Below are 8,731 nucleotides of genomic sequence, written 5' to 3' on the forward strand. Positions count from 1 at the left end.
GGCAATAGGACTAGATGAATAAAAATAAAACAGTATGTTGGGGAATTGCCGGGCTTGGTAGCATTGCGCAGCGTTTTGCTTTCGATTTAAAAAATAATGTAAATAATGCCGAGTTATATGCTGTGTCATCGCGCTCTCAAGAAAGAGCAGATAAATTTGCCAATGAGTTCGCTTGTCAGGCTGCGTATGGTGATTATAAATCGCTTGCAGAAAATCCACACGTCGATGTTGTTTATGTGGCGACTATTCATCCATGCCACAAAGAGTTGGTAGCTTTATTTTTAGCCCATAATAAGCATGTTTTTGTAGAGAAGCCAGCCTTTACTAATGTCGAAGATTGGGATGAAATGCTCAATTTAGCAAAGAGTAAAAACCTTTTGCTTATTGAGGCAATGAAATCAGTTACTTTTCCTGCTTATCGTGAACTGCTTAAATTTATTAAAAGTCATAATCTGGCAATTACTCGTATTGAGGCTTCATTTGGTACTAAGAATGAGTTTAATAATACTAATCGTCTATTTGATCCAAAAAAGTGTGGAGGTGCCACATTAGACGTTGGGGTATATCCTCTATGGCTATATGTCGATATTTGTCGCCAGTTAAATATTCCTCTACAGAAACCCTTAGTAAATATTACGCGAGATAATCCAATATCAGCCGTTGATGAAATGGTCTCCTTTGTATTTAACACCAAGGTACAAGGTAATCTATCAGCTTCAATAACCAGAAACTTACCAAGTAAAGCTGTTTTATCAGGCCCAAATGTTGAGATTATCATCCATGAGAAATGGTGGAACCCGCAAATTATTGAGATCACACACTATGGAGCCAAACAAAAAATTGAAATTGATAGTACAGGGGAAAGCTTTGAGTTTGAGATAGAGCATATTTCAACGCTTATCTTAACGAACAAGTTAGAATCTGATGTGATACCTCATGCTAACAGTCGCGCAGTCATTGAGATAATGGAGCAAGCGTTGATAGCCAATGGTTATCAGCATTTGGTTACTGCTCAGAATGTTTGACGCTACTTAGCTTTGAGCGAAACGATAAATCAATATTATGAGATTCAGGTTTTATTGGCGGATGCTATAACCATGAGTAGTGATGGCGAATGAATTATATGGTGGGTTTAAATGTCTTCTCTTAAGCGCAGCGCCTCATAATCTCTTTGTGAATAATAACTTAAAGGGGTTTTATTGGCTTTAAAACTAAAAAAGCCACTTTGCAGCGGCTTTAATTCAGCATAAAATTTATTTCATTACTTGATATTGTGTTTAATCGCTTTGATTGCAGTGGCGCTATCTTGGGCTTTTAGGGCTTCAAGAATTGCACGGTGTTCGTTAACACACTCAGAACTTGAGGTAATACGTTTGTAATTTAAACGCATACGCATGACATACGGATACCAAATATTAACCAGCTCTTCACCACCGGCTTGGTAAATTAAATATTGGTGAAACGAGATATCGATTTTTGTGACTTCAGTGTAATCTTCACGTTCCAAGGCATCTTGTAACGAAGCTAAGATATCTTCTAAATCTGCAAAGTGTTGCTCATTTAAACTGCCGTTTAACTCGGTTACGGCATATTCTTCGATACTGCGGCGAAGTTTGATCATTAGCTTTTGCAGTTTAGGGTCGAGTACACTGTTTACTGATGCGCCACAGTTATTACGTGAAATCAATAAACCTTCTTTCGTTAATTGCAGTATAACATCGCGGATAGGGCCACGAGATAGGCCAAATCGTTCTGCTAATTCTTTTTCATTTAATTTAGTTTGTGGGGGCATCTCACCAGAAATAATATCTGAACGTAGCTGCTCAGCTATCTGATCTTTTACAGATAAAATTTTTGTTGGTTTAGTTGCGGCCATATTTTTTCCTACGTTTATTTTATGCTTTGTTTTTCTTTACTTAGTGTATATAAAAAAAAGCGAATGGTCTATTGTCAACACATTACAATAGACCACTATTTAAGCTTATTTTTTAAATCGACGCTCGTACATTTCGTTGTTTATAGTTTTTGCCGCTTCGACCATTTCAGTATAGGGGCGATCTGTGACTGTAATAAAGCCAACGTTATAGTTTTCTCCATCATAAGCTCGTCCTGTAATAGGTGAGTCTATGTATTGGAACCAGTGAGCACCAATAAAGTATGGGTTATCAATCACTGAACGCATGTAATCTTTGTACATTTTAGCACGGTCTTGTTGATTTGACGCATGGATAAGACCTGGGTGGAATAGGCCAGAATCTGATGCGCCTACATGGAACTCACCAATAATAGTTGGCTTGTCGAATTCGCTTAAGAATTCCCATTTTTTAGGTTTAATGCCTTCTTTGTATGCATTAAAGCTTATCACATCAACATGCTTTGCTGATGCTCTAACGACTTCAATGGGCATTCCCCAATCAGGAAAACGTGCGCCTAAGTACAAGTGATTAGGTAAGTATTTATCCATAGCTGCATCAACAACGCTAAAATATTTATCGGCGTAAGCGCTTAGCATAATTGAAAAGTCAGCCAGTTGGTCGCTGTTTTTAACATCCACTTTCACGCCTTTATCAAACTCTTGCCATGAGGCTAAATTTAAATGCCACACTTTATTGAGTTCGTTTATGTCAGTGTATTTTTGTTTCATTAAACGTGAGAATTCAGCTTTAGTTGGCACTGTGGCGGCGTCTCTGCCTAGGGTGTTGATCACGATACCATAATGGCTTTGCACTGAATCAGGGCGACCAAAGCTTTTTTCGTTATCAATAAACACGCCTACTGCCCAAGGAGAGTTTTTTACCTCTTTAGCCACATTTTCTACTGTAATATTGGCACGCTCTGTAAAATGCGGGTCGAATACGTCAGGCATTGCACCCCAAAAGTCATTACCGCTCGAAACGGTTTTAAAGTCGCCGATGATCCAGCCATTGGCAAAGTAGGGAACTTGCTGATTATCGTAGTAGCTTGGATCTGTCCAGTTACCTAGTGAAGTAAAGCCCCATGTGATCATGCGTTTTAAGGTTACTTCACGCCATTTTTGCATATAGTCGTTATTGTTTTGACCATATTTACGCTCAAGGTTGGCAGAATAAAAGCTGTAAGTTTCACCATGAGCGAGTGGACCAGAGTGAGCACTCTTACGGTAACCATAGTGTTTACCCATTGGCTCATCGTAACTGGGCAACCATTCAAACAGGTCTTTACGTACTTTTGATGCGACAAAGCGACTTGCTAGGGCTTCTTTATTCACTTGGTTTAAGCCTTTAGAATCTTCCGGTGTTAAACCTGATTCATTGGCACTTTTGAATAGGGATTGGTCAAAATCATAGCCAGTTAAGGTAGTGGAATTGGCAAGACGAATAATATCTAAACCCGTTGCCAAATAAAGGTAACCGTCTGGGTCAACCAGCGACCATTTACCCTTGTATTTTGCTGTTCTGAAGTAGCCTGTTCCTTCAAGTTTTGGCCCTTGTGCCCAACCGCCAAAGCGTGAGCGATCTGCTGGACGCTGTGATAGCAGCAGTTGCGCTTCTTGTTTTTTATCTGCGATTAACTCGGCTTCAGAGTCTACTTTGTAGGCAAAGTCTTGTTTTGCATTTTGGCCAAACTTATCAACAATGTGGGTTAAAAATTCAGTATTGAATTCAGGGTTGCTACGTAAAGCGATTGATTTTATCTGTAATGCTTTATCATGTAATGCGCTTTGTACACTCAAAGAAATCTTAGTGATCCCTTTTAGGTTTAAATTCTTTTTGCCCCACATAGAGATAAACTGAGTTTCATCGGATTGCCATGTTGCAGGGTTAGAGCGTAAGCCTGAGGTAAAGTTAAGCTCTACATTTTCTTCTCCCTCAGGAGTGGCTAAATCATGGCCATCAAGTTTGGCATAATAAGTATTAAAGCCACCGATAGGTACATTCACTGTGCGGGTATAATTAGCACCATCAATATCTGAGATATCTAAGTAAATTTGTACTGAATGTTGGCCAGGGTTTGCAAGCTCAAAGGCAATATTGAAATCTTTAAATTGGCTCCAATCCCATGGGGTATCTGGGGTTAATGTGATACCTGAATAGAGGTTTTGCTCTGAATCAAATGCAACATTAATCACATCGGCATCATTGGTGACTCTTGCGCCGCTGGTTTTTATTTGTACGGCGGTGTTAGCAGTATGTTGGGCATCATCTAACAGCTGCAGTAGGGTTTTGCTGGTGTTTGTTGCTTGGGCTGCCACGGGCTCTGACACGCTGTTTGTCTGCTGATTACATCCTGTGAGAGCGAGTAGGAGTGCAGTTACAGCTAGATTTTTGTTATGTTTCATTGTTGTCCAACCTTATTTAAGTATTTAACACACCATACACGAAAAACAACAAATTGAAAATTGTTAACAAAGTGCAATTTATTGTGTTGCCGTTATTCTATTATAATTTATTGATTTTAAATGATTTAAAAGTTTCAAAAAAATATAAGCACAAATCGAATTTGCTAGTTTTTTCAAAATATATGTTGCATACGAGTTAATTATGAAATAACCTCAAATGAATCGCTCATGGTTAATTGTTAACAATTTTAAGGGTGGCATACTTTGATTGTTAATTTCTCAATTAATACACACACAATGATAACAACAAAATTGGATAAAGATGTATGAATGGTAGCAACCGTAATGTGTTCTTTTTCGCCTTGGTGGTCGCCTTTGGCGGTTTTATTTTTGGCTTAGATGCTGCTTTGATCTCAGGAACGGTTCGTTTTGTCTCTGCTGAGTTTAATTTAACTGATATACAAATAGGCACTGTGGTAAGCGCTCCTGGTTTTGGCGTGTTATTCGCTTTATTGATCACCGGGTACATATGTAACGTATTTGGTCGTAAAAATACACTGATTGGCATTGCATTCATTTATATATTTTCAGCTATTTCTTCGGTATTAGCGCAAAGTTACGAAGCGTTAGTGATTGCACGTTTTATTGGAGGGTTGGCATTTACGTCTTTATCAGTGGCTGCAATGTATATTGGCGAAGTAGCCCCAGCTAAGTATCGTGGCAAGCTGGTTTCTATGATCCAAATAAATATTGTTGTCGGTTTATCAGCAGCCTATTTCGCAAATTACTTACTCGTTGAACTTTCGCAAAGTAGTTACCAATGGGTCAGCACTTATGCAATGCAAGATAACTTATGGCGTTGGATGCTGGGTGTTGAAGTTATTCCTGCTGTTATTTGGTTTTTATTGTTATTTACCATTCCGCAAAGCCCTCGCTGGTTAGTAATGAAAGGCAACGAAACACGTGCAAAAGCAGTGTTATTACGCTTAACCAAATGTAGTACGCTGGCCGCTGAACAACTGCAGACTATAAAGTCGAGTTTAACCGACTACTCAGATAGCGGTAGCTATCTAGCTTCATTCAAACAGTTACTTGATAGTCGTGTTCGTGCCGCTGTGATTATTGCGTTAACAATAGCATTGGTACAGCAAGTCACTGGGATTAACGCCATTATGTTTTATGCGCCAACCGTGTTTGAGCAGTTGGGTGTGGGGACTGATGCGGCATTTTTAAATGCGGTGTTAATTGGTTTGGTTAGTATTGTGTTTACAGTGGTGGCAATTGTTTTGATTGATAAGCTTGGCCGTCGACCTTTAGTGATTGGCGGTTTAGCAACAGCAACGTTGAGCTTATTTATGTGTTATATCGGCTTTAGTCAGGCAGAATACAGCTTATCAGCAGAGCATATTGCTGAATTTTCAAGCTTAAATACAGTGACTGGGTTAGAGCAATTAATTGGTCAGGTATATCACAGTGATGTTGAGTTTAAACGTGCTTTGGCCACGGTGTTCTCCGCAAGCCAATTACAAGGTTTTGAAAGTGATTTAATACAACGTGCGGCAACAATTAATGCACCGCTTATTTCACTCGGTATTGCAGGTTTTATTGCCGCGTTTCATTTTTCAATCGGGCCTATAATGTGGGTGATTTTTTCTGAAATATTCCCAACCCGTATCCGTGGTGTTGCCATTCCAACGTTTGCCTTTATTGCAAGTGTTGTGAGCTACTTAGTTCAGCAGTTTTTCCCTTGGCAATTAAATAACTTTGGTGCGGCGAATATCTTTTTGTTTTATAGCATTAGTGGCGTGATTGGTTTTGTCTTACTTTATAAAATTATGCCAGAGACGAAAAACAAGTCGATTGAAGAAATTGAAGCGCAATTAGCCGGTGTATCAACTAAAAAAGTATTGGAGGGGGTGTGAGTACTTTATTAGCGATCGGCGAATGTATGGTGGAGCTGGTTCCTCAAGGGATCAGTGAATGCAAGCAATCGTTTGCCGGAGATACGTATAACGCTTTAGTTTACGCCAAGCGTTTTGCACAGCAGCTAAATTGTGAATTATTTACAGCGGTTGGTGAAGACGTATTAAGTGTCAACATGCTGAAAAAATGGCAACAAGAAGGCATTAGCGCTCAGCAAGTAATAAAAACGGCTACGCATAATGTGGGGATCTACGCGATTTCAACAGATCAACAAGGTGAGCGTGGTTTTGATTATTGGCGCAATCAATCTGCTGCTAAACATATGATGCAACTGTTTGCTGCCAAGCCATTTGATTTAGGTTTAGGCGCGAATGATTGGGTGTTTTTTAGTGGTATTAGTTTAGCCATTCTTGATGATGAATCTAAACAAGCATTGCTCGATTTATTAGCTAGTTTAAAACGACAAGGCTGCACCATTGCGTTTGACCCTAATTACCGTGCCCGTATGTGGCAATCAAAAGAGCATGCAATTGACTGGTTAGAGCGCGCATACCAAATCAGTGATCTCGTATTGCCTGGGCTTGATGACCACCACACCTTATTTGGCCACACGGATATTGGCGAAATAGTCCAGTATTGCCAACAATTTGCTGTTAATGAAGTGATAGTAAAAGCCGGTGATAAAGGCATGCAGGTGTTTTGCCAAAATAGCTTAACGGCACAGTGCTCATTTAATCCTGCGCCACAGCAAGTTGACAGCACCGCGGCAGGCGACTCTTTTGCCGGCACTTACTTAGCGGCCAGAATGACTCATCATGAACCACAAACCGCATTACACATGGCTGATAAAGTTGCCTCACACGTTGTGCAGCATCAAGGCGCCATTTTACCTTTTGACGTTTACCAAGCGCTTAAATTAAACAGTGCAAAGTAAGGAATAGACATGTCTGATAATCAACAAAAATTAAGTTTAGCGAGCCGCCGAGCAATCGAAAGAGGCTATGACAGCCGAGGTCCTCAATGGTTAACAGAGTTTGATGTAGCGCCTTTAAAAGGTGATTTTGCTTATCAAGAAGGGGTTATTCGCCGTGATCCGTCATCAGTTTTATATATAGATGGGCTTTACCACTGTTGGTACACCAAAGGCGAAGGCGAAACGTTAGGTTTTAATGCAAATGATCCCGAGGCAAAAGTATTTCCGTGGGATTTAACACAAGTGTGGCATGCCACATCGAAAGACAGTATTACGTGGCAAGAGCAAGGCGTTGCTATTGCACGTGGTAAAGCCGGTGAATATGATGACCGTGCTGTATTTACACCTGAAGTATTTGCTCATTTAGGTAAGTACTATTTGGTTTATCAAACAGTTGAAACACCTTATACCAACCGCCAATATGAGCATATTGCCATTGCTCAGGCCGATTCTCCTTTTGGCCCATGGCACAAGTCAGCTGCGCCAATCGTTAGCCCAAGTAAAGATGGTGTGTGGTCTGGGGATGAAGACAACCGCTTTGCCGTTAGTAAAAAAGGCAGTTTTGATAGCCATAAAGTACACGATCCATGTTTAGTTTTTTTCCAAAATAAATTTTACTTGTATTACAAAGGTGAAACGCAAGGAGAGGGGATGAACTTTGGCGGGCGTGAAATAAAACATGGGGTTGCAATTGCTGATGACGTAATGGGCCCGTATGTAAAATCAGAGTTTAACCCTATCTCTAACAGTGGTCATGAAGTGGTGGTGTGGAACTTCAGAGGCGGAATTGCCAGCCTGCTGACAACCGACGGCCCTGAAAAAAATACCATTCAATTTGCAAAAGACGGTATTAACTTTGAAATAATGGCGCATATTAAAGGCGGGCCTGAAGCCATAGGTTTATACCGCCCAAGCAAAGGCTTTGATGAAAACCCTGCGCCAGGTCTTAGTTGGGGGCTGTGTCATAAATATGATGCTAGTTGGAATTGGAATTATATTTGCCGTTTTACACCGCGTAAGCAAGTGCTTGATGCCGGCACATTTCAAAATAGTAATTAAGGCTTTCAGTAATGAATAATCAAAACAGCCAATTTGACCCTACTGAACACCCACATCGCCGATTTAACCCTTTATTAGGGGAATCCGTATTGGTCTCACCGCATCGGGCTAAGCGCCCTTGGCAGGGCCAAGAAGAGAGTGTCGATCATGAAATCAAACCAGCCTATGACGAAAACTGTTTTTTATGTAAAGGCAATACTCGGATCAATGGTGAAGTAAACCCTGATTATGAAGGGACGTTTGTTTTTACCAATGACTTTGCTGCACTGCGTGAAGATGTACCTGATGTTGCGTTTGATGATCCATTATTTAGTATGCAAACTGAGCGCGGTACTGCACGAGTAATCTGCTTTTCGCCGGATCATTCGAAAACCTTGCCTGAATTGTCTTTGGCTGAAATTACCAATGTGGTGGCAACGTGGCAGCAGCAATGTAAAGAGCTATCACAGACCTACCGC

The 8,731-nt window shown here is 40.4% G+C and carries 7 protein-coding genes; 5 read left to right on the forward strand and 2 right to left on the reverse strand.

The genetic code is table 11. The features are described 5' to 3' along the window. Nucleotides 1-14 precede the first annotated feature (14 nt). Nucleotides 15-1,025 carry a Gfo/Idh/MocA family protein gene (locus OIZ54_RS00530; protein ID WP_154945441.1) on the forward strand — a complete coding sequence of 337 codons (1,011 nt, stop codon included), beginning with the start codon at nucleotides 15-17 and terminating at the stop codon, nucleotides 1,023-1,025. A gap of 236 nt (nucleotides 1,026-1,261) precedes the next feature. Here the strand turns inward: OIZ54_RS00530 and OIZ54_RS00535 are convergent, their stop codons facing one another. Next, the gene (locus OIZ54_RS00535) at nucleotides 1,262-1,876 is read right to left on the reverse strand and encodes a GntR family transcriptional regulator (protein ID WP_096041592.1); all 615 of its coding nucleotides are present in this window, start codon (nucleotides 1,874-1,876) and stop codon (nucleotides 1,262-1,264) included. Between the two features lie 105 nt (nucleotides 1,877-1,981). Then, nucleotides 1,982-4,318, reverse strand: a complete 2,337-nt coding sequence (locus OIZ54_RS00540; RefSeq protein ID WP_264389386.1) for a beta-galactosidase — start codon at nucleotides 4,316-4,318, stop codon at nucleotides 1,982-1,984. 326 nt (nucleotides 4,319-4,644) lie between these two features. On the opposite strand from OIZ54_RS00540, the gene OIZ54_RS00545 reads away from it, so the two are divergent. The 4 genes from OIZ54_RS00545 to galT all read left to right on the forward strand — a co-directional run. After that, a complete protein-coding gene (locus OIZ54_RS00545; RefSeq protein ID WP_264389387.1) occupies nucleotides 4,645-6,240 on the forward strand; it encodes an MFS transporter in 1,596 nt (531 codons plus the stop codon). Continuing rightward, nucleotides 6,237-7,175, forward strand: coding sequence for a sugar kinase (locus OIZ54_RS00550; protein WP_264389388.1), 939 nt, complete (start codon nucleotides 6,237-6,239; stop codon nucleotides 7,173-7,175). The genes OIZ54_RS00545 and OIZ54_RS00550 overlap by 4 nt, the downstream gene beginning before the upstream one ends. 9 nt (nucleotides 7,176-7,184) lie before the next feature. Then, nucleotides 7,185-8,273, forward strand: coding sequence for a glycoside hydrolase family 117 protein (locus tag OIZ54_RS00555; RefSeq protein ID WP_256845067.1), 1,089 nt, complete (start codon nucleotides 7,185-7,187; stop codon nucleotides 8,271-8,273). Nucleotides 8,274-8,284: 11 nt separating this feature from the next. Then, nucleotides 8,285-8,731 (forward strand): galactose-1-phosphate uridylyltransferase (galT, locus tag OIZ54_RS00560; RefSeq protein WP_264389390.1); only part of this gene is annotated, 447 nt, incomplete at its 3' end.

The organism is Pseudoalteromonas sp. A3 (genome assembly GCF_025942345.1).
Lineage (GTDB): Bacteria > Pseudomonadota > Gammaproteobacteria > Enterobacterales > Alteromonadaceae > Pseudoalteromonas > Pseudoalteromonas atlantica.